Genomic DNA, 24,326 nt, shown 5'->3' on the forward strand with positions numbered 1-24,326 from the left:
AGCGTCGGTGACGACGGCAGAAGCCGTACACCAGGCGCGAGTTGAGGGAAGAGCCATGACGCACCCGAACCCCTACCGGCTGACCGACCCGCCCGCCGACGGCCCGAGCGGCGTCTCCCGCGGGGACGTCCTGCGCTCCGTGCTGTGGGCGGTGGTGGTGGTCAGCACCGTCGCCAACATGGCCGCCTCCTACGGCGGAGCCCGCACCTGGGTGCACCTGCTGTGCGGTGCCGTCACCGTGCTCGGTGCCGGCACCCTGGTCGTGCGCAACCTGCGGGGACGCAAGTGAGCGCCCCCGTCGCGCCGCTCACCGCGCAGCAGACGCCCGCCATCGCCATGGCGCGGGTCAGCAAGACGTACGCGGGCGGAGTGCGGGCCCTGGACGACGTGTCGCTCAGCGTGCGGCGCGGCACCTTCCTCGCCGTCATGGGGCCCTCCGGCTCCGGCAAGAGCACCCTGATGCACTGCGCCGCCGGGCTCGACTCCCCGACCACGGGCAGCATCCGCATCGACGGCCACGAGATCGCCGGGCTCAACGAGACCCGCCGCACCGAACTGCGCCGCGAGCGCGTCGGTTTCGTCTTCCAGGCCTACAACCTGATCCCCTCCCTCAGCATCGAGGACAACATCACGCTGCCGCTGCGCCTCGCGGGCCGCCGCCCCGACGCCGACTGGCTGCGCACCCTCGTCGAGCGGGTCGGTCTGGCAGACCGGCTCACCCACCGCCCGGCCGAGCTCTCCGGCGGCCAGCAGCAACGGGCCGCCGTTGTACGGGCGTTGGCGGCCCGTCCGGCCGTCGTGTTCGCGGACGAGCCGACCGGCGCGCTCGACCTGCGCAGCGCCCACCAGGTCCTCGACCTGCTGCGCGCCCTCGTCGACGACCTCGGTCAGACGGTCGTGATGGTCACCCACGACCCCGCCGCCGCGGCCCAGGCCCACCGCACCCTCGTCATGGCCGACGGCTGCGTGGTCGACGCCCTGGACGCGCCCACCGCGCCCGAACTCGCCGACCGGCTCGTCACGTTGGCGGAGAGGTAGAGGAACCATGTTCCCTCTCGCGGTACGCATGGCCGCCCACCGGATCACCGCACTGCTCGCCGTGGCCTGCGCGGTCCTCGGCGGCGCCACGCTCATCACGGCCACCGGCGTCCTCGCCGAGTCCGGCGTGCGCTCCCACCTGCCGCCCGGCCGCCTCGCCGGCGCGGACGTCGTGGTGGCGGCCGACCAGGAGTTCCACCCGAGCGGCGACCTGCCCATCGCCCTGCCCGAGCGGGCCACCGTCCCGGCCCGGCTCACCGACCGGCTGGCCGGGCTGGACGGCGTCACCGCCGCGGTCGGCGCCGTCGACTTCCCGGCTGCTCTCGTCGACGCCCACGGCCGGGTCGTACCCGCCGGGGAGGACCCCCGGACGGCGGGCCACGGCTGGTCCTCGACGAAGCTGCTGGCCGCGCCGCACATCGAGGGCCGTGCCCCGGCCGGTTCCGGCGAGATCGCCGTCGACACCGCCACCGCGGCGGCGGCCGGGATCGAGGCGGGCGACCGGGTCGAGGTCGTCGCGGACGGCCGCCCCGCCACGCCCTACCGCGTCTCCGCCGTGGTCGGCACACCGGGCGCGGGCGTCTTCTTCGCCGACGCCACCGCCGTACGGCTCTCCGGCCGGACCGGCGACGGGCCGCACGCCGGCACCGTCGACCTGATCGGCCTGAAGACCGCGCCCGGGGCCGCTGACCAGGTCACCGAGGCGGTCCGCGAGCAGGTGGCCGGCACCGGCCTGAAGGTCGTCACCGGAGAGGACCGGGGCAACGCGGTCTCGCCCGGCATCGGCGCGGCCCGCTCGCTGCTCATCCTCCTCTCCGGTTCGCTCGCGGGGATCGTGCTGCTCATCACCGGGTTCGTCACGGCGGGCGCGCTGGGCGTGGCGATCGCAGGGCAGCGCCGCGACCTGGCGCTCATGCGGGCGGTGGGCGCGACGCCGCGGCAGATACGGCGACTGGCCGCCGCCCAGTCGTCCGTCGTGGCGGGCGTGGCCCTCGTGCCCGGCGTGGCGCTCGGCTACCTGCTCGCGGGCCGGTTCCACGACGTACTGGCGCACCGAGGCGTCCTGCCCACCGAACTCCCCCTGACCATCAGCCCGTTGCCCGCCCTCGCCACCTTGGTGCTGACCGCCGTCTCCGTGCAGCTGTCCGCCCGGGCCGCGTCCTGGCGAACCTCCCGCATGCCGGCCACCGAGGCGGTCGCCGAGTCCCGCAGCGAACCGCGCGCCCCGTCCCGCGTGCGCACCCGCATCGGCCTGCTGCTCGTCGCCGCCGCGAGCACCCTGTCCGTCGTCCCGCTGTTCTCGCGCACCGTCATCGGCGCCTCGGCCACGTCCCTCGCGGGCATCCTCGGCGCGATCGGCCTGGCCCTGGCCGGGCCCGCCCTCATCAAGGCGCTGGGCGACGCGGCGGCCCGGCGCACCCGTGCCGGGGTCTCCGCGCCGACCTGGCTCGCGATGGCCAACCTCCGCGCCTACGCCCAGCGCAACGCCGGGATCGTCAGCCCGCTCGCGATGGCGGTCGTCTTCGTCCTGACGTACACCTTCGCCCAGACCACCGTCATGGCCGCCACCGCCCACGACACGGACACCGGCACGCTCGCCCGGTACCGGCTCACCGCGCCGGCGTGGGGCGGTCTGCCCGAGGGCACGCTCACCGCCGTACGGAACACGCCGGGCGTACGGGCGGCCGCGCCGGTCACCACGACCACGGCCGTGTGGCAGTACGAGCAGTTCGGCGACCCCGACACCGAGGCCGCTTCCGCGATGATCATCACGCCGGACGCGACGGACGTCCTCGATCTCGGCGTACGCGACGGCGGCCTCGACCGGCTCACCGGCGCCACCGTGGCCGTGAGCAGTGACGCGGCCCGCACCCGCGGCGCCGGGATCGGGAGCCGGGTGCACCTGGTCCTCGGCGACGGGACGCGGGTCGTCGCCCGGGTCGTCGCCGTCTACTCCCGGGGCCTGGGCTTCGGCCCGATCGTCCTCTCCCGCGACCTGGCGGCCGGTCATACGACGACGGACCTGGCCGAGAGCGTGCTCGCGCGCACCGACGGCACGGCCGATGCCGGACACCGGCTCGCGGCGCTGGCCACCGCACATCCCGGCCTGACCCTGACCACCACGCGGGCCACGGGCGGCGGGAGCGACACCCCGCCCGAGGTGTGGATCAACCTGGTCGTGATCGTGGTGCTGCTCGCCTACCTGCTGCTGAGCATCGCGAACAAGCTGGTCGCGGCGACGGCCCAGCGCCGCACGGAACTCGCCGCCCTCCGGCTCAACGGCACCACGCCCCGCCAGATCCGCGCGATGATGCGCCGCGAGGCCGCGGTCATCGCCGCCGCCGCGCTCGCCGGAGGCCTGCTGCTGTCCGCGCTGCCGCTGGCACTGCTGGGGCAGGGCTTCCTCGGCCGGCCCTGGCCCGCAGGGCCGGTGTGGCTCCTGCCCGCCGCCGCGCTCACGGTCACGGTCACGGCGTTCCTCACCATCGAACTCCCCACCCGCCGCGCACTGCGCATGCCGCCGGCGGAGGTGATCCGCGCGCAGTGAGGATGGGCACAGGTCGGGGGTCCGGGGGCGGAGCCCCCAGGGAGGCGTGCCCCAGGGACGGGAACCCCGGGGACGCCCACCCCGGGGGACCCGCACGCCGGGGACGCGTCCCCCAGGGACCCGCACGCCAGGGACGCGCACCGCCGCCCCTCACCGCCCCGGCAACACCAACCCCAACGCCCCCTCCCGCACCGTCCACGTCCGTCTCCGTACCGGGCCCGCCACCCCCGCGTCCGCCCGGTACCGGAAATCCGCCCCCGTGACGGTCACCGTCCTGCCGGTGGCCAGCAGCGGGGACGCCTCCGCGCCCACGGACAGCGGGCGTACCTCCACCGAGGCCAGGCCGTCGCCGGAGCCGGGGGTCACCGAGACCGACTCCAGGGGCTGGTCCAGGCCCACCAGCGTGACCCCGTCGACCTCCACCCGCAGCCGCGAGGGCCCGGCAAGGGCGGGCGCGGTCTCCCGGGCGGGACGTGCCGGCACCAGGGTCCGTACGAGCGACTGGCAGGTCCGCAGCCAGGGCCGCGCGGCCTCCGCGGGCTCCTCCCGTGCTACCAGGGCGGGAATCCGGAGTGTGCCGAGGACCACCCCGTCGCTGTCGTCCACGAGCATGTCAAGGCGCCGCTCGGCCCCGTCCAGGACCGCCCGCGCGGCCGCCACCGCCCCCCTCGGCACCCCGAGGGCGTGGGCGACTGTGAGCATCGCCCCCACCGGCACCACCGACAGCACACATTCGGCCAGCTCCCGCTGCCGGTGCAGCAGCACCACCGCCCGCATCAGCGCCCGGTCGTCGCCGACGACCACCGGCCGCCGCGAGCCGCGCCGCGCCAGCGCCCGGGCGAACTCCTCGGGCCCGTCCGGCAGACACACCTTCGTCGCCGCACCCGCGCTGAGCACGTCTTTCACGATCCGTACGGACTCGCCGTCCGTCTGCCGGGCGACCGGGTCGATCACCACCAGCAGGTGATCAGAAGTCGCGGAAGTCGCCACCTCGGCCATGCCTCGCTTCCTCGGGTAGCATCTTTGTGCAAGAGCCCCTTGCGCTATTGCGCCAGGGGCTTCGTCTATTCCGGGGCATCCGGGTCCGACGGACAGCGGCCGACGACGGCCGTGGTGCACGCGACGGAGGAACCGTACGCGTACGCCCCCGACCTTGGACATGCCCCGCCCGGAAGGGGTGTACGCGCGTGCCCGCACTTGTGCTGCTCGGTGCTCAGTGGGGTGACGAAGGCAAGGGAAAGGCAACCGACCTGCTCGGTGGCTCGGTGGACTATGTGGTGCGCTACCAGGGCGGCAACAACGCCGGCCACACGGTAGTCGTGGGCGATCAGAAGTACGCCCTCCACCTCCTCCCTTCCGGAATCCTGTCTCCGGGGTGCACCCCGGTCATCGGCAACGGTGTCGTCGTCGATCCGTCGGTCCTGTTCTCCGAGCTGAACGGACTGAACGACCGCGGCGTCGACACCTCCAAGCTCCTGATCAGCGGCAACGCCCACATCATCACGCCCTACAACGTCACCGTCGACAAGGTGACGGAACGCTTCCTCGGAAAGCGCAAGATCGGCACGACGGGGCGCGGCATCGGACCGACCTACGCGGACAAGATCAACCGCGTGGGCATCCGCATCCAGGACCTGTACGACGAGTCGATCCTGACCCAGAAGGTCGAGGCGGCCCTCGACGGCAAGAACCAGCTCCTGACCAAGGTCTTCAACCGCCGCGCCATAGAGGTCGGGCAGGTCGTCGAGGAGCTGCTGGGCTACGCGGACCGGCTCAAGCCCTACGTCGCCGACACGGTCCTGGTGCTCAACCAGGCCCTGGAGCAGGACAAGGTCGTCCTGTTCGAGGGTGGCCAGGGCACGCTCCTGGACATCGACCACGGCACGTACCCCTTCGTCACCTCCAGCAATCCCACCGCGGGCGGTGCATGCACGGGTGCGGGCGTCGGCCCCACGAAGATCAGCCGGGTCATCGGCATCCTCAAGGCCTACACGACCCGGGTCGGCTCGGGCCCGTTCCCGACCGAGCTGTTCGACGAGGACGGCGACGCGCTGCGCCGCATCGGCGGTGAGCGCGGTGTCACCACCGGCCGTGACCGTCGCTGCGGCTGGTTCGACGCGGTGATCGCCCGGTACGCGACCCGCGTCAACGGCCTCACCGACTTCTTCCTCACCAAGCTCGACGTCCTCACCGGCTGGGAGCAGATCCCGGTCTGTGTCGCGTACGAGATCGACGGCCGCCGCGTCGAGGAGCTCCCGTACTCCCAGACCGACTTCCACCACGCGAAGCCGGTCTACGAGTACCTCCCGGGCTGGAGCGAGGACATCACCAAGGCGAAGTCCTTCTCCGACCTCCCGAAGAACGCCCAGGACTACGTGAAGGCGCTGGAGGAGATGTCCGGCGCCCCGATCTCCGCGATCGGCGTGGGCCCGGGCCGGGACGAGACGATCGAGATCAACTCGTTCCTGTAAATCCCTTTTGTTCGACAGCTGTTGGGCCGGTCATGGACTTCCTTGACCGGCCCATGGCTTGCTCCTGGTTCCGCGCGCGACCGGCGGGACGGGACTATCTACGCGGGTAGTTCCATCTCTCCTCCCTCTCCCGTTCCAGGAGCCCTTCCATGCCCGTCAGTCCCCTGAACCGTCGCGCGTTCGTGAAGAAGTCGGCCGTCACCGGTGCGGCCGTGGCCGTCGCGGGGGCGGCGGGAGCTCCCGCCGCCCAGGCCGCCGAGCACCAGCCGGTGAAGAAGAACCGCACCTGGTCGTTCTCCGTCCTCGGCACCACCGACCTGCACAGCCACGTCTTCGACTGGGACTACTACCTGGACAAGGCCTACTCCGACAGCAAGGGCAACTCCGTCGGCGTCGCCCGCGTCGCCACACTCATCAAGCAGCAGCGCGCGGCCAAGGGCGAGGAGCACGTGCTGCTCGTCGACGCCGGCGACATCATCCAGGGCACCTCCCTCGCCTACTACTTCGCGCGCGTGCAGCCCATCACCGGCAAGGACGCGCCGAAGCACCCGATGGCCGTCGCCATGAACCACATGCGCTACGACGCCGCCGCCCTCGGCAACCACGAGTTCAACTACGGCATCGAGGTGCTCCGGAAGTTCGAAAGCCAGTGCCGCTTCCCGCTCCTCGGCGCCAACGCCCTGGACGCGAAGACCCTGAAGCCCGCCTTCCAGCCGTACACCGTGAAGCGGATCTGTGTGCCGGGCGCCCCCGACATCAAGGTCGGCATCCTGGGCCTCACCAACCCCGGAATCGCGCTGTGGGACAAGGACAACGTCAGCGGGAAGATGGTCTTCCCCGGCCTGGTCGAGCAGGCGAAGAAGTACGTGCCCCGGCTGCGCGCCCTCGGCTGTGACGTCGTGTTCCTCACCGACCACTCGGGCCTGGACGGCAGTTCGTCGTACGGCGACGAACTGCCGTACGTCGAGAACGCCTCCAACCTCGTCGCCCAGCAGGTCCCCGGCATCGACGCGATCCTGGTCGGTCACACCCACGTCGAGGTGCCGTCGTACACCGTGAAGAACGAGGAGACCGGCGAGGACGTGCTGCTGTCCGAGCCGTACTGCTGGGGTTACCGGCTCAGCGTCTTCGACTTCGAGCTGGAACTCGTGCGCGGGCAGTGGAAGGTGACCAAGAAGACGGCCCAGACCCTGAACCCCAACACGGTCGACGAGGACCCGGAGATCAGGAAGCTCCTGGAGGCCGACCACGAGCTGGTCGTGAAGTACGTCAACACGGCCGTCGGCACCTGCACCGAGGACCTCTCCGCGGCGGAGTCCTGCTGGAAGGACGTCCCCATCATGGACTTCATCCACCAGGTGCAGATGGACACCGTCAAGGCGGGCCTGTCGACCACCGACGCCGCCCTGCCCCTCATCTCGGTCGCCGCGCCCTTCTCCCGCACCGCCGACATCCCCGCGGGCAGCGTCACCATCAAGGACATCGCCGGGCTCTACATCTACGACAACACCCTCTACGGCAAGAAGCTCACCGGCGCCCAGCTCAAGGACTACCTGGAGTACGCGGCGAAGTACTACCACCAGGTGCCCGCGGGCACCGCCGTGGACACCGCGACGCTGACCAACGCCAACAGCTTCTGGGACTACATGTACGACACCGCCGCGGGCGTCTCGTACGACATCGACATCGCACAGGCGGAGGGCTCGCGGATCAAGAACCTGTCCTACAACGGGACGCCGGTCACCGACGACCAGGTCTTCGTCGTCGCCGTCAACAACTACCGCGCCAACGGCGGCTCCGGCTACCCGCACATCGCCGCCGCGGACATCGCCTACAGCTCCACCAACGAGATCCGCCAGCTGATGATCGACTACGTGACCTCCAAGGGCGCACTGGACCCGAAGGACTTCGCGGTCACCAACTGGAAGCTGACGCAGGGCGGCACGCCCGTGTTCTGACGGGGACGCGGCGTCCATCGGATGTTTACGCGGACTTGGTAACTCTGGTATCGGGCGTACTCATTCACCTCGGGGGGACCGATGGATGCGGAAGGCTGGACGAGGGAGCTGGGCAGACCGGGGAGCGTGCGCGAGCTGGGCGGGGTGCGGGTGTCCGCCGTGCGCTGCCCGGCCCTGTCACTGACCGGAGGCGGCAGCGGGGGACCGTACCATCTGGCGCTGTTGCTGGCCGGCGAACTCGTCCTCGACCAGGAGGGCCGCAGCGCCCGGGCCGGCCGCGGGGACCTGGTGCTGCTCGACGGGGGCCGGCCGTTCCGGCTGGCGTTCACCGCGCCCCGGAACACGGTCGTCACCGCCCATCTCCCCGTCGTCCCCGGTGATCCGGCGCGGTGCGTGGCACGCACGCTCAGCGGCCGGGAGGGGCTCGGCGCACTGGTCGCCGGGTTACTGACCGGACTGGCCCGGGACACCACCCCCTACCGGTCCGCCGAGGAACGCCGGCTGGGCGTGGCCGTACTCGAACTCAGCGGTGCGCTCCTGGACTCGGGGCACTCGGAACCCGTCCCCGAGCCGCTGCTCCCGCGCGTCCAGGCGTACGTCCTTCAGCACCTCGGCGACGGCCGCCTCACGCCCGACGACGTGGCCGCCGCACACCACATCTCCACCCGCTATCTGCACCGCCTCTTCCAGCGCCAGGGCCTGACCGTCGCCGCCTGGATCAAGGCGCAGCGCCTGGAGCGGTGCCGCCGTGACCTGGCCGATCCCCGGCTGGCCCATCTCCCCGTGCACGTCATCGCGGCCCGCTGGGGATTCGCCCAACCCGCGGACTTCAGCAGGGCGTTCCGCGCCGCCTATGGGACCTCCCCCTCGTGCTTCCGGGTGCGCTCCCTGCCAACAAACAGTGCGCGCGCTGCCAACGACAGTCCTCTCACGGCTCAGCAGACTCACGGATAAGTGCCGGAACCACATCCATGGGGGAGCCGTATGGCCGAGAACCAAGCCGCTGCCGCCGCAGCGAGCGAGCAGAAGCCGGTGGAACCGCGAGGCGGCGCCGGGGTCTTCGACGTCGACCCGGACCAAGCCGGGGTGAGCCAGGACCCGAACAAGGTCGTCAAGGGCGACATCTCCGTCTTCCCCGAGAACGCGGAGGTCTGACATGGGATCCGTCTCGGGGATGCTCGCGCAGATGCGCGCCCTCATCGGCACCGGTGAGTACCCGCCCGGCTCGAACAACAACAAGATCACCGACTGGTACGGCTTCGACGACGCGTGGTGCGACATGACCGTCAGCTACGCGGCCGCCCACTCGGACAATCTCAGCGCGGTGTGCGGCAAGTTCGCGTACACGGTCGCACACGCCAACGCCTTCAAGGCGAAGGGGCGTTGGCACTACGGGCTGGGCGGGATCCGCCCGGGTGACATCGTCTTCTTCGACTGGGACGGCAGTCGGACCATCGGCCGCATCGACCATGTCGGCGTCGTCGAGGCGGTGCACTCCAACGGCACGATCACCACCATCGAGGGCAACACCAGCGACAAGTGCCAGCGCCGCAGCCGCAACTCCGCCTGTGTGGTGGGCTACGGCCGCCCCAGCTACGGGGACGCGAGCCCGCTGCCGCCCACCGACGGCATCCTGCGCAAGGGCTCCAAGGGCGCCGCGGTCAAGACGCTCCAGAAGAACCTGAACACCGTCATGAAGTCCGGCCTGGTCGTCGACGGCGACTTCGGAGCGGCCACCGACACCGCCGTACGGGCCTTCCAGAAGAAGTACGGCCTGACCGTCGACGGTCAGTACGGTCCGGCGTCCGCCGCGGTGATGAAGTCCGCGCTCAAGGGCGGCACCAAGCCGACACCGCCCGCCCCGCGCCCGCCGGCCGCCGGAAAGCTCACCGTGGACGGCGAGTTCGGGCCCGCGACCTGCGCGGCGATGCAGCGCGCCCTGAACAAGCACGGCGCCAAGCTGGGCGTGGACGGGTCCTTCGGCCCGCTGACGAAGAAGGCCCTCCAGAGCTATCTGAAGGTCACCGCGGACGGTGTCGTCGGGCCCAACACCGTCAAGGCGCTGCAGAAGAAGGTGGGTTCGGGCGTCGACGGCAAGTGGGGCGCGGACACCACCCGGCACCTCCAGACGGCCCTGAACGCGGGCACGTTCTGAGCGGACGGGGACTCCGGCCGGCGGGCCGGAGTCCCCTTTCCCGGCGGCCGGTTCAGCAGGAGGTCGCCCAGATGTGGGAGTCGCCGCGGTCGTTGGCCACGCCGTTGTAGCCGGCCTCCTGACCGGGCGCGAGACAGATCGTCATGGGGCCGAGCTGGTTGGCGGAGGCGTACACCTTGACGTGGTCCTTGATGCCGGGGCCCGAGATGCCGTGGTTGGCCCAGGACGAGTCCTGGTCGGCGATGTTGCCCTCCCACCAGCCGTCGTCGCCGGTCCACTCGATCTTCTGGCCCTGGTAGTTGGCGTCCGTCCACGCGCAGAAGTTCCCGCTGCCGCAGGCCGCCGCCTGGGCCGAGGCCGAGGTGGCGAGGACGGCTCCGGTGGCGAGCAGTCCGGCGGACAGGACGGCGATGAAGCGCTTCACTGGGTTCCCTTCGGGTGGGTGGTGCCGCCGCCCTCCAGCAGGGCGGTCGCTGTGGTGAGGGCATGGGCGCGCAGCCGCCGCCACTCCGCGATCTGTGCGCGGTGCGCGGCACGGACCTCGGAGAGCGGGCGGCCGGTCATGGCGGCCTCGGGCCTGAGGTTGTTGACGACGACCGACGTACGGAACCAGCGGTCCTGGTCGCCGTAGAGCCGGCGTTGTGCCGCCGCGAGGCAGCCGTCGGTGTGGGCGCGGACCATGAGGCCGGTGGGCAGCCGGAGCGACAGTTCCGCCTTGCCCGTGCCGAACAGCGCGTCCGACACGTGCCGTTGATCCGACGTCGCGGTCAGGCCCTGCCGGGTCAGACAGTCGTCGGTGAGTGTGCGGGTGGCCGCCTTGATGACGTCGTCGGCGTCGGGCGCCGGGTGGGCCGTGCAGGCGGATGCCGCGAGGAGAGTGAGGACGGCCAGGGCCGTCGCCGTACGAGGACGCATGCGCGGGTCAGCCGGCCGCGCAGTCCATCGTGGTGTCACTGACGCCGTCGAACTTCGTCGCCCAGCCCCAGTTGTCGGAGTAGTCGTCCGGCCGGATCGCCCGGTACAGACAGCCGCCACCGCCCTGGAAGCTGATCGCGTACACGGTGACGGGCGCGTGCGAGTCGAAGGAGTACGCGTGCCGCTTCACCCGCGGCTCCGCCTCCTTGTACCCCGGTGGCGCGTAGTCCCAGGCGCCGCCCGGCCCCATCTGACCCGGCTCGGCCCAGAAGTACACATGCCCCGGCGGTACGGCAGCGGCGGCGTGCGCGGGCGGGGCGGCGAGGGGAACGAGGGCGGCGAGCAGCACGGACGTGATCAAGGCAGAGCGCATGCGCGCTGCATGCCCAGCCCTTTATGGGCGTATGCGGGCATTCACCCGTTCAGTGGATCATCGTCGGCCGGTGCTCCAGGGCGCGCCGCGGGTGTTCAGGGGGAACCGGGGGAGGGGCGGGCGTCATGTCCGGACGGGACGGGACGGCCGGCTGCGGAAGGCCCAAGTGGCGGTGCGTAAGGGGGATAGGTCAGGCGTGGGGGTGCAGGCGGCGGCCGGAGACGCTCTGGTACGCCGCCCCGAGCGCCGCCGCGTTCACCAGGGCCCCGACGACGATTCCGGCCCACGCCAGCGCGCCCGGCAGCATCACGAACAGCAGCGAGGCCGGGGCCGTCACCAGGAACGCCCAGACCCCGGCCAGGCTCGCGTCGGCGTGTTCGACGAACAGCGTGTCGACACCGACCCAGCCGACGACGGCGGCCACGACGAGCAGGTAGCCGAGAGCGAGCGGGTTGAGGAAGTAGCGCTTGGCGTTCATGTGGACCCCCAGGTGATCGGTCGTGCGTCGTTGATCCCCACGATGCCCGGCCCCCTGCCACCACCGCCTGAGTCGCGGTACTCAACCTCTTCGCGGCATGTACCTAGGACCTCGGGAACTCCCCCGCGTGCGCCCGCGCCCACTGGGCGAAGGTCCGCGCCGGGCGCCCCAGCACCTTCTCCACCGTCGGCAGCACCTCCGAGCCCCGGTCGCCGTCCAGGGTGCGCCACATGATCGCGTCGACGACCTCGGGAGGGAAGCCGTAGTCGGCCATGCCGGCGCGGGCGGCGTCGGTGGACACGGGGCGGACGCGCAGATCGCGGCCCAGGACCTCGCCGAGTATCGCCATCTCCTCCGTGGGGGTCAGGGACTGCGGGCCGCTCAACTCGTGGACGGCGCCCGTGTGTTCGGCGGTGGTGAGTGCCTGTGCCGCGATCTCCGCCAGGTCCGCCGGGTCGATGCTCGCCGCCGGACGGTCCGCGAAGGGGATCGCCACCTCGTCGCCTGTCCCCAACTGCCCGGCCCACTGAAGGGCGTTGGACATGAAGCGGCCCGGGCGCAGCAGGGTCCAGGCGAAACCGCGGGCCGGGTCGGTCACCGCCGCCTCCGCCGTGCGCTGCCAGCGGGCGATCGGGTCGTCGCCCGTCCCGCCGTCCAGCGTGGACAGCTTCACGACCCGCCGCACTCCCGCCCGTTCCGCCGCCGCGGCGAGCGCGAGGTCATGGGTGGGCTCGGGGGCCGTACCCACCGGCTGCGCCGACATCAGGAAGGCCCCGTCCACGCCCGCGAAGGCCGCGGCAAGGCTCTCCGGGTCCGCGGCGTCGCCGTACACCGCCTCGGCGCCGGCGGGGAACCGGGCCTTCGCCGGCCGCCGGGTCATCGCGCGCACCGGCTCCCCGGCCGCAGCGAGCCGCCGCACCAGCTCGCTCCCCACATGGCCCGTCGCTCCGGTCACCAGGATCATCGCCGTCTCCCCTCATGGATGACTGATGGATGACCCCAGCCTGCGCGCGGAGGCGGCGGCCGACGTCGCACCGGGGGAGGCCGTGCGGCTGCTCCCGCGGGAGTAGCCAGGAAGAAATGCCGCATACGGGCATATTCTGGGACTGTGCATCCCTGTGTGTCGATCTGGAGAAGGTGAGTGCGATGCGCGTACTGCTCAAGGTGTCCATGGACACGGAGAAGGCGAACGAGGCCATCAGCCACGGCACCCTGCCGAAGCTGATCGAGCAGTCGATGGAACAGATCAAGCCCGAAGCGGCCTACTTCACCGCCGAGAACGGTCAGCGCACCGCCTACATGGTCTTCGACATGCAGGACAGCTCACTGATGCCGGTCATCAGTGAGCCGTTCTTCATGAACCTGGGCGCCAAGGTCAGCTACACCCCGGTGATGAACTACGAGGACGTGCAGAAGGGGCTCTCCCAGCTGGGGCGCTGACCCTCAGCTGAAGATGATCATCGAGCCCTGGGCGAGGCTCCGGGTCGCCGCTGCGTGCAGGCCCAGCCAGACGTGGCGTTCGCGCGCGAAGGGGCTGGGGTCGTACGGTGCGGGGACGGCCGGCTCCTCCAGCTCCGTGGGAGCGCGCGGCGGCTCGGGGGGCGCCGGGGGGTTGGCCGGGTCGATGCCGATCACCGGAGCCACGAACTCCAGCTCCCGCAGCAGGGCCTGCGAGGAACCCAACGGGCCGCCGCCCGCGAGGAGTTCCTCGCTCGCCAGCGGGTGCGGGAAGTCGACGGGGACGTACGCGCCCGCGTGGTCGTAGTGCCAGACCAGATGGGACTGCTGGGCCGTCGTCTCGAACATCTCCAGCAACTGCTCGTAGTCACCGCCGAGTTCGTCGACCGGGGTGACCGGGAGCCCGCAGACCTGGAGCAGATAGGCGCGGCGCAGGAAGTGCAGGGCGTCGTAGTCGAACCCGGCCACCGGGGCGACCTCGCCGGACAGGCCCGGCATGTACTGGTACACCGGCACCGGCGGCAACCCGGCCTCGGCGAGCACCTTGTTGTATTGCGCGAGTTCCTCGGCGAACGGGTTGTCCGGGGTGTGGCACAACACGTCGACGAGCGGGACCAGCCACAGGTCACAGGCCAAAAGACAGCTCCTCGGATACTCGCGGTGCGCGGATGTCCTCATACGGTGGTCAGGGAAGGGTAGTCGGTGGGGCGCCCGGGCGGCTCCTGTCGTGCACGTTGTACCCGTGCCGGGCGCGCTCAGTCGGCGGTAAGGCCCTCGATGAGGGTCAGATAGTGGCCGTTGTAGGCGGTGAGGAGCTTGCGGGCGGTCGCGGTGTCCCGCCGGTACAGGGCGTCGGCGACCTCGGGGTGCCCGGACCACAGGCTGCCGCGCAGATCGGTGAGCCGGCGCAGGTGCTGGACCGTGCACACCCAGGTCTGGACGCGCAGCCGGTGCAGGAAGTCGGCGAGGTAGGGGTTGCCGAACAGGACGCTCAGCTCGCGCCAGAAGCGCAGGTCGTAGCCGATCAGTACGGTCAGGTCGCCCGCGACGGCGGCCCGCTGGGCCTCCTCGCCGCGCCGCCGTACGCCCGCCACGGCCGCGGCGGTGCGGGGCTCGTCGAGCTCCTGGAAGATGCGGTGGCCGGCGTCGAGCGCCTGGAACATGCCGTCCGTGACCAGGCTGCGGGCCTCGATCATGCCGCGGAAGTCGTCGAGGGAGTACTCGTGCACATGGAAGCCGCGGTGCTGGTCGGCCTCCAGGAGCCCCTGCGCCGACAGGTCGACGAGGGCCTCGCGCACCGGGGTGGCGGAGACGCCGTACTGCTCGGCGATCTCCTTCACGGTGAACTCCTGACCGGGCTGGAGCCGCCCGGCCAGTACCTCGTCCCGCAGCGCGTCCGCGATCTGCTGCCGCAGCGTACTGCGGGTGACGGCACCGTTGCTGCTGCTGCCGGGCATCGTCGGGCGCCTCCCTCGCGCAGGTGCAGATGGCGTGCTCGTACCTATGTCTACGAGCACGCCACCTTACGCGTTCGAACGCCGGGAGTGCTTACTCCGTGTACTCGTCCGCCACGGAGAGCGCGCTGTCCAGCGCGGCCAGCCCCTCCTTCAGCTCCGCCTCGCTGACGTTGCACGGCGGCACCACATGCGTCCGGTTCATGTTGACGAAGGGCCAGAGGCCCTGCTTCCTCGCGGCGGCCCCGAACGCGGCCATCGGGGCGTTCGCCTCACCCGCCGCGTTGTACGGCACGAGCGGCTCGCGGGTCTCCCTGTTCTTCACGAGCTCCAGCGCCCAGAACATGCCGACACCGCGCACCTCGCCGACGCTCGGGTGCCGCGCGGCGAGCTCCCGCAGCGCGGGCTCCAGGACGGCCGTACCGAGGTGCTTGGCGTTGTCGACGACGCCCTCCTCCGCCATGACGTTGATCGTCGCGACGGCGGCGGCGCAGGCGAGGGGGTGCCCGGAGTAGGTGAGGCCGCCGGGGTAGGGCCGCTTGCCGAAGGTGTCGGCGATCTCCTGCGAGATGGCGACCCCGCCGAGCGGCACGTAACCGCTGTTGACGCCCTTGGCGAAGGTCATCAGGTCGGGGGTGACGCCGGACAGGTCGGCGGCGAACCACTCACCGGTGCGCCCGAAGCCGGCCATGACCTCGTCCAGGACGAAGACGATCCCGTACTTGTCGCAGATCTCGCGGACACCGGCGAGGTAGCCGGGCGGCGGGACCATGATCCCCGCGGTGCCGGGGATGGTCTCCAGGATGATCGCGGCGACGGTGGCCGGACCCTCGAAGGCGATGGTCGTCTCCAGGTGCTCCAGCGCCCGCGCGGTCTCCTGCTCCTCCGTCTCGGCGTAGAAGCGGGACCGGTACAGGAAGGGCGCCCAGAAGTGCACGACCCCGGCGGAGGCGCTGTCGGAGGCCCAGCGCCGCGGATCACCGGTGAGGTTGACGGCCTGCTGGGTGCCACCGTGGTACGACCGGTAGGCGGACAGCACCTTGGCCCGCCCGGTGTGCAGCCGCGCCATCCGGACGGCGTGCTCGACGGCGTCGGCACCGCCGTTGGTGAAGAAGATCTTGTCCAGGTCCCCGGGCGTCCGCTTGGCGATCAGCCGGGCCGCCTCCGACCGCGCCTCGATCGCGAAGGCGGGCGCGAACGTCGTCAGGTGTGCGGCCTGCTCCTGTATCGCGGCGACGACCTTCGGATGCTGGTAGCCGATGTTGGTGTAGACGAGCCCGCTGGTGAAGTCGAGATAGCGGTTCCCGTCGTAGTCCCAGAAGTACGACCCCTCCGCACCGGCGACGGCGAGCGGGTCGATGAGCTCCTGTGCGGACCAGGAGTGGAACACATGAGCACGGTCCGCGGCCTTCACGGCGGCGCCGACCTCGGCGTGTGACTGAGGGGTCATGCGAGTGAGGGTAAATGTCCGCGATGCGGCAGCGGTATGGGCGTCCTGTCTGTGGACGGCGGCTTTCCACGACAGGTTGTCCAGGGCTGCCTCATTGACAGCTTGCTGTCGAAATGACAGCATGTTGTCATCTAGAGGCAGACCCCAGGGCCTGAGGAGGCAGCCATGAGCCGCAAGCCCGTGCATCTCGCCGTCTACGACACCTACGCCGACTGGGAGACGGGGTACGCCACGGCCTACCTCGCCCGCGCGGGGTACGAGATCCGGACGGTCGGGCCCTCGCGCGAGCCGGTGAGTTCCATCGGGGGCCTGCGGGTGCAGCCCGTGTGCGCCCTGGACGACGTACGGCCGTCCGACAGCTCCCTGCTGATCCTGCCGGGCGCCGATCTCTGGGAGGCGGGCGACGATCTGGCCCCCTTCGCCCGCAAGGCGCGGGAGTTCCTCGACGCCGGGGTTCCCGTCGCCGCGATCTGCGGGGCCACCGCGGGTCTCGCGCGCGAGGGGCTGCTGGACGACCGGGAGCACACCAGTGCCGTGTCCTTCTATCTGGCGGCCACGGGGTACGGCGGCGGCGAGCGGTACGTCGACGCGGACGCCGTGACCGACCGCGGGCTGATCACCGCCGGGCCCACCGAGCCCGTGGCGTTCGCCCGGGAGATCTTCCGGTTGCTCGGGGTGTACGACGGCGAGGTGCTGGACGCCTGGTACCGGCTGTTCCACGACTCCGACGCCGAGGCGTACGCCGTGCTGGAGAAGGCGCAGGCGTCCGGGTGAGCCGGGAACGGCAGGATCTGCTCAGCCGCAGCGCGCTCGGGGTGTTCCGGCTCAACGGCCAGTTCCTCACCGTCGCCGAGGAGTTGGCCGGGCCGGCCGGGCTCACCGCCGCCTGGTGGCAGGTGCTCGGCGCGGTGCTCGGCCGGCCGCTGCCGGTCGCCGGGATCGCCCGGGAGATGGGCATCACCCGGCAGAGCGTCCAGCGGATCGCCGATCTGCTGGTGGAGCGGGGGCTGGCCGAGTACCGGCCCAACCCCGCCCACCGGCGCGCCAAGCTCCTCGCGCCGACGGAGGAGGGGCTGGCCGCGGTGGAGCGGATCGGCCCGGGCCACGCGGCCTTCGCCGACCGGCTCGCGGAGGCCTTCGGGGAGTCCGAACTCGCGGAAGCCGTAGGGGTTTTGGAGCGGCTGTCCAAGGTACTCGACGAGATCTCGACGGGGGACGGACGGACGTAGACACTGGTCTTCTGTCGGGCAGGTGTGCGGTATCGGGGGAGGGCCTGCGATGGAGATGCCCGAGGAACACGCCTCTGCCGACCCTGAACATCACGATTCGCGGGAACGCCACTCGCCCGGCACGTACCTGATCCCGTACGCGCCGGAGCCGGAGCCGGAGGGGGACGCGGGGTATCGCAGTCGCTCCGTCACGGCCGCCCTCGTCGCCGTCGCGCTGGTGGTCGCCGTGGGCGCCGGCGGCACGGTCTACGCCGTCGTGGGCGACGGCCCCCGGGTGGCGCCGACGGCTCCCTCGGCTCCCGTATCGCCCTGAAATCCCCTCCCGCGTACGCCGGTTGAACGTCCGACGAACTTCGTCCCACCGGCCCACCGGGCCCGCTCGTACGGCCGTACGGTGATCGTACGAGCGAACTGCGGGAGTTGCGGGGGCACCCACAGTGGAGTGGTTGAGCGCGGAGAACGTCGTGGCGGTGGGTACCGCCTTCCTCGGCATCGTCGCGTCCGGGATCATGGTCTGGTACGAGCGCCGGGTGCCGCGCCGCAAGCGCATCGGCTACCGCGTTCAGATGGACAACCCGATCGGCGACGACGTACGGCGCGGGCGGGCCAACGTGAGACTCGGCCTCTTCGACGAGGCACCGGACATGTCGGACGCCACCCTCGTCCTCCTCCGCATAGAGAACGACGGCTCGCAGGGCATCGACCGCGACGACTACACGGGCCCCGAACGGCACGGCCTCACCGCGGTGTTCAGCGACCGCACGGTCCGCGGGGTCTCGGTCACCCAGCCGATCGACACCGACCACCTCATGGACCACTTCACCCCCGACCGGGGCTTCGGCTACGAGGACAACCGGCTGCGCATCCCCCGAGTCCCGCTCAACCGCGGCGAGCACTACAAGCTGCTCGTGCTGCTGTCCGGCGGTGACGTGGGCCGTCCGATCCGGATGATCGGCGGCATCCGGGACGGCGAGGTGCACCCCAACCGCAGCGCCACCCCCGACGAGATCCCGCCCGTCCTCAGCCCGGCGGCGCGGATCTTCACCGGGCTGCTCACCCTCTCCGTCCTCGTCCTCGCCACGATCGTCGTCGCCCGTGACGACACCCCGCCCCCGCTCGGCTGCGAGAAGGGCACGCTGACGGTGACCGGCTCCACCGCCTTCGCCCCGGTCGTCGAGACCCTCGCGAAGGAGTACGAGAAGGACTGCGAGGGCGCCGACATCACCGTCGAGGCGCGCGGCAGCGAGGCCGGGGTGTCCGCGCTCGCCGCGACCGGCACCCGGTCCGCGAAGGACGCGCGGTCCGTGATCGCCTTCTCGGACGGCCCGATGGGCGACCGGCTGGGCCTGCACGGCGAGAAGATCGCTCTCTCGGTCTTCACCCTCGTCGTCAACGACGGCATCGACCTCGGCTCCCGCGGCCTGACCCGGGCCGAGGTGGAGCGCCTCTACCGGGGCGAGGTCAGGCGCTGGAGCGACCTGAACGCCTCCCGCCCCGCCGGTCTCCCGCGCCTGCCCGACCTGCCCGTCGTCCTGGTCAGCCGGGACGCGTACTCGGGGACCCGGCAGATCTTCCAGGAACAGGTGCTGGCGGGCGCCTGGGAGATGACTCCCACGACGTCCCTGGACTGCGACCCGCTGACGGACAAGGCGGTGGCCGCCGCCGCCCGCGCCCCCGTCACGCGCTGCGAACTCGCCTCGACGAAGGACGTGCTGGACAAGGTCGCCGCCCAGCCCGGTGCCCTCGGCTACAGCGAACTCACCCTGGCCACCGGCCACCAGGGCGTACGCCGGGTGCCGCTGGACGGCGAGGCGGCCTCGGCCGACCATCTCGGCCAGTACCCCTACCGCGGCGTCGAGTACGCCTACACCTACCGCTCCCCGGCCCCCGGCTCCCTCACCGCCGGCTTCCTCGCCTACCTCGACGAGGGCACGAGCCAGGACGTGATCCGCGAACAGGGACATCTGCCGTGCGGGCGGGCGGCGGGGCTGTGCGACTGAGCCTGCGGGACCGGGCGAGGGTTACCTGAGCCTGCGCGACCGGGCGAGGGTCACCGGGGCTCGGGCGGCCGCTGCCGGGGCATGTTGGGGCGGGCGGGCGGACCCGGGGGCAGCGGAAACCGGCCCTGGGCGGCACCGGGGTCCTGCCGTCCCCCGGACGTCACCGCCCCCTGGATCCCCATCGGAGTCGACCCGTTCCGGAACTCCACGATCCAGTCGGCCGTCTCGACGCGGATCAGCTCCGTCACGTCCTCCGAGAAGCGGCGCAGAACCCCCAGACAGCGCTCGGTCGCCTCCGCCGCCGTGCCCTCCGTCGGCCCGAGCACCTCCCGCACACTCTCCGAGGCCCAGTCGAACTGCAACGCCAGGAGACGGCGCTGGACGGCCTGCGCGGTGGCCACGTCCCTTATCCAGCCGGAGGTCACCCCGAAGTACCGGTCCACGGCCACGCAGGCCACCGCGAGCAGCAGTCCGAGATAGCCCCAGGCCGCGACCCCGGCTTCCGCCACCCCCGTCAGATCCAGCAACGGCAGCACGGCCCCGGTCACCGCCCCCGCCGCGGCCCCGCCCCGCAGGGCCCGCGCGCCCCGTCGCTTCCACACCCGGTCCGCGAGATACCAGGCCGCCGTCTCCAGCGCCCCGTGCTCCACCCACCGGTACAGCTCGTCCAGCCGCACGGCGGGCTCGCCCCAGTCCCCGAGCGGAAACGTCCGCCCGGCCAGATCGGCCCGCCCGTCCTGGGGCAGGCCCTCGGGCTGCATCTCCGGCTGACCCACCCGGCGCTCCCTACTGATCGGTCACCCTGCGTGACGCCTGATGCTGATGTGCCGGACCCTTCCTACCGCCCAATGGGTGGCGAAGGGGGTTCTTTGGTGTCTTTTCCGCTCGGAAGAGGGCCTTGATCAGGTATAGGCCTCTACGCCGACTCACTCGAAAGAGTGCTGGGGCGACGGCCACCTGGAACACGTAGGCTCGTCACAGACGGAAGACCAAGGCGGAAAGCACAGGAGCTGATCGTGATCCCCGGTGGTGGCCAGCCCAACATGCAGCAGCTGCTCCAGCAGGCCCAGAAGATGCAGCAGGACCTGGCGAACGCGCAGGAGGAACTCGGCAGGACCGAGGTCGACGGCCAGGCGGGAGGCGGTCTGGTGAAGGCCACCGTCACCGGCGCCGGAGAACTGCGCGCGCTGAAGATCGACCCGAAGGCGGTGGACCCGGAAGACACCGAGACCCTCGCCGACCTGATCGTGGCGGCGGTCCAGGCGGCCAACGAGAACGCCCAGACCCTCCAGCAGCAGAAGCTCGGCCCGCTCGCCCAGGGCCTCGGCGGCGGCAGCGGTATCCCCGGGCTGCCTTTCTAGACAGGGGCCTGTCTTTTCACACAGTGCCCGTCTTTCTTTGGCGGGCATCGGCCAACTAGCGTACGTACTGCAAGGAACCCCAGGAAGGACGGCAGTCCGTTGTACGAAGGCGTTGTTCAGGACCTCATCGACGAACTGGGGCGGCTCCCCGGCGTCGGTCCCAAGAGCGCCCAGCGGATCGCCTTCCACATCCTCCAGGCGGAGCCGACGGACGTACGGCGCCTCGCGCAGTGCCTGATGGAGGTCAAGGCGAAGGTCCGCTTCTGCGCGACCTGCGGCAACGTCGCCCAGGAAGAGCTGTGCAACATCTGCCGCGACACCCGCCGCGACCTCTCCGTCATCTGTGTGGTGGAGGAGCCGAAGGACGTGGTCGCCATCGAGCGCACCCGTGAGTTCCGTGGCAAGTACCACGTCCTGGGCGGCGCGATCAGCCCGATCGAGGGTGTCGGTCCGGACGACCTGCGGATACGAGAACTTCTCGCGCGGTTGGCCGACGGGACGGTCACGGAGCTCATCCTGGCCACCGACCCGAACCTGGAGGGCGAGGCCACAGCGACGTACCTCGCCCGCATGATCAAGCCCATGGGCCTCAAGGTCACCCGCCTGGCCAGCGGCCTCCCGGTGGGTGGCGACCTGGAATACGCGGACGAGGTGACCCTCGGCCGCGCCTTCGAGGGGAGACGACTCCTAGATGTCTGACGCCACACTGCACGCGACTGCCCAGGACCCCGACGACTTCGCGGTCCAGATCGCCGACCAGGTCGAGAGCTTCCTGGTGGCCGTCATGGAGGTGGCGAAGGGCGACGAACCCGACTCGGCCGTCCCCTTCCTCCTCCTGGAGGTCTCCCAGCTCCTGCTGGCAGGCGGCCGCCTGGGCGCCCACGAGGACATCGTCCCCGACGAGCGCTACGAGCCCGACACGGGCCCGGACGCCGACGTGGACGAACTCCGCGAGAACCTGGCCCGGCTGCTGGAGCCGATCGACGTCTACTCCGAGGTCTTCGACCCCTACGAGCCCCGTAAGGCCCCGGTCCCGGCCCGGATCTCCGACGACCTGACCGACGTCATCACCGACCTGCGCCACGGCATGGCCCACTACCGCGCGGGCCGCACCTCGGAGGCGCTGTGGTGGTGGCAGTTCTCGTACTTCTCCAACTGGGGCTCCACGGCGTCCGCGACCCTGCGCGCCCTCCAGTCGATCGTGGCCCACGTCCGCCTCAACCAGCCCCTGGAGGAACTGGACGGCCTCGACACCGACCAGTCGATCGGCGACGAGACCCTGGAGTTCGAGGCGGGCAAGGTGATGGTGGAGGAGATCGCGGGTCCACTGGGTCTGCAGTCCCCGAAGTAGCTCCGGTCCGGGGTGGGAATCTCCCAGGCCCGGGTTTCCCAGATCGAGCGTGGAGATCCACAACCTGGAGACGATGCGTACCTACGCGTCGGCGCTCGGCGCCAGGATCACTGTGACCATTGAGTACGGGGACCGGAAGGCCGGTGCGGCCTGACCGGCGACGGGATCGCGGATTGGGGCATACGGCGTGGGGTGCGGCGAGTACGCTGCGCCCCACGACGCGTATACGGGGATGCCCGTACGGGGATGAAGGGGGCGCCCGGTGGTGGGACGAGGCGACTGTCTCCGGGTGCTGGGCGAGGACCACCCGACGACAAAAGCTCGTCCGCGACAATCTGTCCGTTGCACGTTCACAGGAGCCCTGACCTAAAGCCCCAACGCCTCCAGCACGGCCCGCAGGCTCCCCGTCTCCACGAACGGCGCCGTGACCGTCGGCTCGCTGTACCACCGCAACGGCCACGTGTTCCCGTCCAGTGCCGGGATGCCGACGTACGTGGCGGTGCGTGAGCCTCGCTCGCCGAACCGCTGCACGCCAAGTGGCCAGCTGTGCCTGCGTACCTCGCCGGGTGCCAGCAGGAAGTACATCCACCGGAACCCGGTCACCTCGCACACCACGGGCCCCGCGTCCCCGTCAGCGGCCTCGATGAGCTGTGCGGCGGCCAGTTCCCCTCGTACGCCTTCGATCCGTACGGCGTCGAAGTGGACGCCTGCCAGACGGAGTTGGTGGCCCGAGGCGGGGACCCACTCAAGTGGGTCGATTGCGTTCGTCATGGTCACACAGTGACGTTCACGGGGCTACGCTCGGTAGTGACGCGGGTCTTACACGATGGGGTGTACCAGTCGGGGGTGGGCGGAGTGCCAGGCCAGAACAGCAGCAAGTCCGATGCTCCGGTCGCTTGGCGTTACAGCGGCAACCAGATCAAGCGCTGGCGCACGAAGGCCGGCGTGAGCCGGGACGAGCTGGCCGCCGCCTCCAACTACTCCCCGGACACGATCGCGGCCATGGAGCAGGGCGTACGGATGCCGACGGCGCGTGTGCTCGATGTGGCCGACGAGCTGTGCGACGCGGAGGGGATGCTGAGTGCGGGGAAGGAGTTCCTGAACCGGGAGAAGTTTCCGGAGCGGGCCAAGGACTTTGTGGAGCGGGAGAAGGAAGCGATCAGCCGCTGGTCGTACGACGCCACGTACATCCCTGGACTGCTCCAGACGAAGAGGTATACCCGGACGCTGATCGAGAACCGCTACCCGCCTCTGGACGAGGAGACGGTGGAGGAGCGGATCACGGGCCGCATGGAGCGCCAGGCCATCCTCACCGAGCGGAAGCCGCCGGTGGCACTGAGCTTCGTCATTTACGAGGCCGCGTTGAGCAGTCCCCTTGTGGATGCGGAACAGCTGCGCCGCCTGCTGGAGGTGTCCCACCTGCGGAACGTCATGATCCAGGTGCTCCCCTTCGAACAGGCTGTCCCCGCAGCTCTGTTGGGTCCCATGGTGCTGCTGGAAACCCGTGACCACGAGCGGTTCGTCTACGCAGAGGGCCAGTTGGGGAGCCAACTGTCGGCTGATCCGGACATTGTCAGCCGCGCGAACGAGCGGCTTAGCATGATCCGCGCGGAGGCTCTCAGTCCCGCTGAGTCGACCCGTTTCGTCGAGCGGATGGTGGATCAGACATGAGTGACCAGTTGACGTGGTTCAAGTCGAGCTACAGCGATGACGAAGGTGGCGATTGTGTCGAGGTGGCGCTCTCTGTAGACATCCATGTCCGCGACTCCAAGGCTTCTTCGGGACCCGAACTCCACGTCACCGCTTCTGCCTGGACGGCTTTCATTTCCGCAGTTCGCCCCGGAGCTTGAGCCCCGGGCTCCGAGCTCTTCCCATGGGTTTTTGGGTTCTTGGTTTGGTTGAAATCCAACCCAACCAACCAAATCTGAAGGTGAGTTGAGGCGTCGTACCTCGAAAGAGTGACGTTCCGTGATCGGCTTGCATCGGAACGTAAAGCCGCTCTAGGTTCGCGGCAAACGACCAAATAGTTCGGCCCCGGTCGGTGCGCCAACACCGGCTCCGGGGCCTGACCTACAGATCGAACAGGA

General features: G+C 70.8%; 29 protein-coding genes. 18 read left to right on the plus strand and 11 right to left on the minus strand.

The window, feature by feature from the left end; all coding sequences use genetic code 11:
- Nucleotides 1-55: 55 nt before the first annotated feature.
- From ACIBJB_RS18955 to ACIBJB_RS18965, 3 genes are read left to right on the plus strand one after another with little or no spacing between them, the layout of a single operon-like run.
- Entirely contained in the window at nt 56-289 is a 234-nt protein-coding gene (locus ACIBJB_RS18955; RefSeq protein WP_398931856.1) for a hypothetical protein, read from the plus strand.
- A gap of 47 nt (nt 290-336) precedes the next feature.
- Nucleotides 337-1,038 (plus strand): ABC transporter ATP-binding protein, encoded by a 702-nt coding sequence (locus ACIBJB_RS18960; protein ID WP_398932019.1) that lies wholly within the window; start codon nt 337-339, stop codon nt 1,036-1,038.
- A 7-nt stretch (nt 1,039-1,045) separates the two neighbouring features.
- Nucleotides 1,046-3,586, plus strand: a complete 2,541-nt coding sequence (locus tag ACIBJB_RS18965) for an FtsX-like permease family protein (RefSeq protein ID WP_398931858.1) — start codon at nt 1,046-1,048, stop codon at nt 3,584-3,586.
- A gap of 150 nt (nt 3,587-3,736) precedes the next feature.
- Here the strand turns inward: ACIBJB_RS18965 and ACIBJB_RS18970 are convergent, their stop codons facing one another.
- The gene (locus ACIBJB_RS18970; RefSeq protein ID WP_398931860.1) at nt 3,737-4,585 is read right to left on the minus strand and encodes a diacylglycerol kinase; all 849 of its coding nucleotides are present in this window, start codon (nt 4,583-4,585) and stop codon (nt 3,737-3,739) included.
- Nucleotides 4,586-4,773: 188 nt separating this feature from the next.
- On the opposite strand from ACIBJB_RS18970, the gene ACIBJB_RS18975 reads away from it, so the two are divergent.
- The 5 genes from ACIBJB_RS18975 to ACIBJB_RS18995 all read left to right on the plus strand — a co-directional run bounded on the left by ACIBJB_RS18975 (nt 4,774) and on the right by ACIBJB_RS18995 (nt 10,170).
- Nucleotides 4,774-6,057 (plus strand): adenylosuccinate synthase, encoded by a 1,284-nt coding sequence (locus tag ACIBJB_RS18975; protein ID WP_057612355.1) that lies wholly within the window; start codon nt 4,774-4,776, stop codon nt 6,055-6,057.
- A 149-nt stretch (nt 6,058-6,206) separates the two neighbouring features.
- A complete protein-coding gene (locus tag ACIBJB_RS18980) occupies nt 6,207-8,015 on the plus strand; it encodes a bifunctional metallophosphatase/5'-nucleotidase (protein WP_398931862.1) in 1,809 nt (602 codons plus the stop codon).
- 81 nt (nt 8,016-8,096) lie between these two features.
- Nucleotides 8,097-8,969 (plus strand): helix-turn-helix domain-containing protein, encoded by an 873-nt coding sequence (locus ACIBJB_RS18985; protein ID WP_398931864.1) that lies wholly within the window; start codon nt 8,097-8,099, stop codon nt 8,967-8,969.
- Between the two features lie 30 nt (nt 8,970-8,999).
- On the plus strand, nt 9,000-9,170 hold the full coding sequence (locus ACIBJB_RS18990; protein ID WP_398931866.1) for a hypothetical protein: 171 nt from the start codon (nt 9,000-9,002) through the stop codon (nt 9,168-9,170).
- Between the two features lies 1 nt (nt 9,171).
- A complete protein-coding gene (locus ACIBJB_RS18995) occupies nt 9,172-10,170 on the plus strand; it encodes a peptidoglycan-binding protein (protein WP_398931868.1) in 999 nt (332 codons plus the stop codon).
- Between the two features lie 52 nt (nt 10,171-10,222).
- Here ACIBJB_RS18995 and ACIBJB_RS19000 read toward each other — a convergent pair whose 3' ends face one another.
- From ACIBJB_RS19000 to ACIBJB_RS19020, 5 genes are all read right to left on the minus strand, one after another.
- On the minus strand, nt 10,223-10,594 hold the full coding sequence (locus tag ACIBJB_RS19000) for a peptidase inhibitor family I36 protein (protein ID WP_398931870.1): 372 nt from the start codon (nt 10,592-10,594) through the stop codon (nt 10,223-10,225).
- On the minus strand, nt 10,591-11,085 hold the full coding sequence (locus ACIBJB_RS19005; protein ID WP_398931872.1) for a hypothetical protein: 495 nt from the start codon (nt 11,083-11,085) through the stop codon (nt 10,591-10,593). Before ACIBJB_RS19005 ends, ACIBJB_RS19000 begins: the two co-directional genes overlap by 4 nt.
- Before the next feature lie 7 nt (nt 11,086-11,092).
- The gene (locus ACIBJB_RS19010; RefSeq protein ID WP_398931874.1) at nt 11,093-11,458 is read right to left on the minus strand and encodes a hypothetical protein; all 366 of its coding nucleotides are present in this window, start codon (nt 11,456-11,458) and stop codon (nt 11,093-11,095) included.
- 190 nt (nt 11,459-11,648) lie between these two features.
- Nucleotides 11,649-11,936 carry an SCO4225 family membrane protein gene (locus tag ACIBJB_RS19015; RefSeq protein WP_398931877.1) on the minus strand — a complete coding sequence of 96 codons (288 nt, stop codon included), beginning with the start codon at nt 11,934-11,936 and terminating at the stop codon, nt 11,649-11,651.
- Between the two features lie 103 nt (nt 11,937-12,039).
- Nucleotides 12,040-12,900, minus strand: a complete 861-nt coding sequence (locus ACIBJB_RS19020; RefSeq protein WP_398931879.1) for an NAD(P)H-binding protein — start codon at nt 12,898-12,900, stop codon at nt 12,040-12,042.
- A 182-nt stretch (nt 12,901-13,082) separates the two neighbouring features.
- Between ACIBJB_RS19020 and ACIBJB_RS19025 the strand changes: the two genes are divergently transcribed.
- Nucleotides 13,083-13,376 (plus strand): hypothetical protein, encoded by a 294-nt coding sequence (locus tag ACIBJB_RS19025; protein WP_398931881.1) that lies wholly within the window; start codon nt 13,083-13,085, stop codon nt 13,374-13,376.
- Nucleotides 13,377-13,379: 3 nt separating this feature from the next.
- Here ACIBJB_RS19025 and ACIBJB_RS19030 read toward each other — a convergent pair whose 3' ends face one another.
- The 3 genes from ACIBJB_RS19030 to ACIBJB_RS19040 form a co-directional block, all read right to left on the minus strand.
- Complete coding sequence (locus ACIBJB_RS19030) at nt 13,380-14,030, minus strand: hypothetical protein (RefSeq protein ID WP_069764522.1); 651 nt, start codon at nt 14,028-14,030, stop codon at nt 13,380-13,382.
- A 119-nt stretch (nt 14,031-14,149) separates the two neighbouring features.
- Nucleotides 14,150-14,851 (minus strand): GntR family transcriptional regulator, encoded by a 702-nt coding sequence (locus tag ACIBJB_RS19035; protein WP_326666277.1) that lies wholly within the window; start codon nt 14,849-14,851, stop codon nt 14,150-14,152.
- Between the two features lie 91 nt (nt 14,852-14,942).
- Nucleotides 14,943-16,298 carry an aspartate aminotransferase family protein gene (locus ACIBJB_RS19040; protein ID WP_398931885.1) on the minus strand — a complete coding sequence of 452 codons (1,356 nt, stop codon included), beginning with the start codon at nt 16,296-16,298 and terminating at the stop codon, nt 14,943-14,945.
- 165 nt (nt 16,299-16,463) lie between these two features.
- Here ACIBJB_RS19040 and ACIBJB_RS19045 point away from each other — a divergent pair, with 165 nt between their 5' ends.
- The 4 genes from ACIBJB_RS19045 to ACIBJB_RS19060 all read left to right on the plus strand — a co-directional run bounded on the left by ACIBJB_RS19045 (nt 16,464) and on the right by ACIBJB_RS19060 (nt 19,527).
- Nucleotides 16,464-17,072, plus strand: a complete 609-nt coding sequence (locus ACIBJB_RS19045) for a type 1 glutamine amidotransferase family protein (protein WP_398931887.1) — start codon at nt 16,464-16,466, stop codon at nt 17,070-17,072.
- Complete coding sequence (locus ACIBJB_RS19050; RefSeq protein WP_398931889.1) at nt 17,069-17,527, plus strand: MarR family winged helix-turn-helix transcriptional regulator; 459 nt, start codon at nt 17,069-17,071, stop codon at nt 17,525-17,527. Before ACIBJB_RS19045 ends, ACIBJB_RS19050 begins: the two co-directional genes overlap by 4 nt.
- Nucleotides 17,528-17,576: 49 nt before the next feature.
- Nucleotides 17,577-17,840: a hypothetical protein gene (locus ACIBJB_RS19055; RefSeq protein ID WP_398931891.1), complete on the plus strand. Its 264-nt coding sequence runs from the start codon at nt 17,577-17,579 to the stop codon at nt 17,838-17,840.
- Nucleotides 17,841-17,964: 124 nt separating this feature from the next.
- Nucleotides 17,965-19,527, plus strand: a complete 1,563-nt coding sequence (locus tag ACIBJB_RS19060) for a substrate-binding domain-containing protein (RefSeq protein WP_398931894.1) — start codon at nt 17,965-17,967, stop codon at nt 19,525-19,527.
- Between the two features lie 50 nt (nt 19,528-19,577).
- On the opposite strand, the gene ACIBJB_RS19065 is transcribed toward ACIBJB_RS19060, so the two are convergent.
- Entirely contained in the window at nt 19,578-20,303 is a 726-nt protein-coding gene (locus ACIBJB_RS19065) for an SLATT domain-containing protein (RefSeq protein ID WP_326666265.1), read from the minus strand.
- Between the two features lie 240 nt (nt 20,304-20,543).
- On the opposite strand from ACIBJB_RS19065, the gene ACIBJB_RS19070 reads away from it, so the two are divergent.
- The 3 genes from ACIBJB_RS19070 to ACIBJB_RS19080 all read left to right on the plus strand — a co-directional run bounded on the left by ACIBJB_RS19070 (nt 20,544) and on the right by ACIBJB_RS19080 (nt 22,239).
- A complete protein-coding gene (locus ACIBJB_RS19070) occupies nt 20,544-20,888 on the plus strand; it encodes a YbaB/EbfC family nucleoid-associated protein (RefSeq protein ID WP_069764530.1) in 345 nt (114 codons plus the stop codon).
- A gap of 99 nt (nt 20,889-20,987) precedes the next feature.
- Complete coding sequence (gene recR / locus ACIBJB_RS19075) at nt 20,988-21,587, plus strand: recombination mediator RecR (RefSeq protein ID WP_020124031.1); 600 nt, start codon at nt 20,988-20,990, stop codon at nt 21,585-21,587.
- Entirely contained in the window at nt 21,580-22,239 is a 660-nt protein-coding gene (locus ACIBJB_RS19080; protein WP_398931897.1) for a DUF5063 domain-containing protein, read from the plus strand. The genes recR and ACIBJB_RS19080 overlap by 8 nt, the downstream gene beginning before the upstream one ends.
- Nucleotides 22,240-22,605: 366 nt before the next feature.
- On the opposite strand, the gene ACIBJB_RS19085 is transcribed toward ACIBJB_RS19080, so the two are convergent.
- Nucleotides 22,606-23,016: a hypothetical protein gene (locus tag ACIBJB_RS19085; protein ID WP_398931899.1), complete on the minus strand. Its 411-nt coding sequence runs from the start codon at nt 23,014-23,016 to the stop codon at nt 22,606-22,608.
- 78 nt (nt 23,017-23,094) lie between these two features.
- Here ACIBJB_RS19085 and ACIBJB_RS19090 point away from each other — a divergent pair, with 78 nt between their 5' ends.
- Both ACIBJB_RS19090 and ACIBJB_RS19095 read left to right on the plus strand, forming a co-directional pair.
- Nucleotides 23,095-23,910 (plus strand): helix-turn-helix domain-containing protein, encoded by an 816-nt coding sequence (locus tag ACIBJB_RS19090; protein WP_398931901.1) that lies wholly within the window; start codon nt 23,095-23,097, stop codon nt 23,908-23,910.
- The gene (locus tag ACIBJB_RS19095; protein ID WP_398931903.1) at nt 23,907-24,089 is read left to right on the plus strand and encodes a DUF397 domain-containing protein; all 183 of its coding nucleotides are present in this window, start codon (nt 23,907-23,909) and stop codon (nt 24,087-24,089) included. The genes ACIBJB_RS19090 and ACIBJB_RS19095 overlap by 4 nt, the downstream gene beginning before the upstream one ends.
- Nucleotides 24,090-24,326 lie beyond the last annotated feature (237 nt).

Source organism: Streptomyces sp. NPDC050759, assembly GCF_044456945.1.
GTDB lineage: Bacteria > Actinomycetota > Actinomycetes > Streptomycetales > Streptomycetaceae > Streptomyces.